1 protein-coding gene is annotated in these 1,238 nt (G+C 48.2%); it reads right to left on the bottom strand.

Features of this window, described 5'->3' with window-relative positions; genetic code table 11:
• Positions 1–41: 41 nt before the first annotated feature.
• Positions 42–1,226 (bottom strand): elongation factor Tu, encoded by a 1,185-nt coding sequence (gene tuf, locus H595_RS0119710; RefSeq protein ID WP_027672141.1) that lies wholly within the window; start codon positions 1,224–1,226, stop codon positions 42–44.
• Positions 1,227–1,238 lie beyond the last annotated feature (12 nt).

Below are 1,238 nucleotides of genomic sequence, written 5' to 3'. Positions count from 1 at the left end.
AAAAAAGGCCCCAACGGAGCCTTTTTTCATCAATCACTTAATTAAGCGATGATTTTTGATACTACACCAGCACCAACTGTACGGCCGCCTTCACGGATTGCGAAGCGTAAACCTTCGTCCATCGCGATTGGGCAAATCAGTTCAACAACAAACTTCAGGTTGTCGCCTGGCATTACCATCTCTACGCCTTCTGGCAATTCAACTGCGCCAGTTACGTCTGTGGTACGGAAGTAGAACTGTGGACGGTAGCCTTTGAAGAATGGTGTATGACGACCACCTTCTTCTTTTGACAATACGTACACTTCGCCTTCGAACTTAGTGTGTGGCTTGATTGAACCTGGCTTAGCAAGTACCTGACCACGTTCTACGTCTTCACGCTTAGTACCACGTAACAACGCACCAATGTTCTCGCCTGCACGACCTTCGTCTAACAGCTTACGGAACATCTCAACACCTGTACACGTCGTCGCTACAGTGTCTTTGATACCTACGATTTCTACTGTCTCACCAACTTTTACAATACCCTGCTCTACACGGCCTGTTACTACAGTACCACGACCAGCAATTGAGAATACGTCTTCAATTGGCATGATGAACGGCTTATCAATAGCACGTACCGGCTCTGGGATGTACGTATCTAACGCTTCACCCAACTCGATGATTTTCTTTTCCCACTCTGCATCGCCTTCCAGGCCTTTCAGCGCTGAACCACGAATTACTGGTAAGTCATCACCCGGGAAGTCGTAGTCTGAAAGAAGCTCACGCACTTCCATTTCTACCAGCTCTAACAGCTCTTCGTCATCTACCATGTCACACTTGTTCATGAACACGATGATGTAAGGTACGCCTACCTGACGTGACAACAGGATGTGCTCACGTGTTTGTGGCATCGGGCCGTCTGTCGCCGCTACTACCAGAATCGCGCCGTCCATCTGAGCAGCACCAGTGATCATGTTTTTAACATAGTCAGCGTGGCCTGGGCAGTCTACGTGTGCGTAGTGACGTGTTGGCGTGTCATATTCAACGTGTGACGTGTTGATTGTGATACCACGTGCTTTTTCTTCTGGCGCTTTGTCAATCTGGTCGAATGCAAATGCCTGACCGCCGTATGTCTTAGCCAGTACGTTGGTGATTGCTGCAGTTAAGGTAGTTTTACCGTGGTCAACGTGACCAATGGTGCCTACGTTTACGTGCGGTTTTACTCGTTCAAATTTAGCCTTAGCCATGAATAGACCCTT

Origin of the sequence: Rheinheimera baltica DSM 14885, assembly GCF_000425345.1 — a bacterium.
Lineage (GTDB): Bacteria > Pseudomonadota > Gammaproteobacteria > Enterobacterales > Alteromonadaceae > Alishewanella > Alishewanella baltica.
The sequence above is the reverse complement of the archived record's forward strand: the minus strand, read 5'-3'. Positions and strand labels throughout refer to the sequence as shown.

Bases quoted from the DNA above. Each gene is read 5' to 3' on its own strand.
- tuf (WP_027672141.1), bottom strand. From the start codon at position 1,226: ATGGCTAAGGCTAAATTTGAACGAGTAAAACCGCACGTAAACGTAGGC.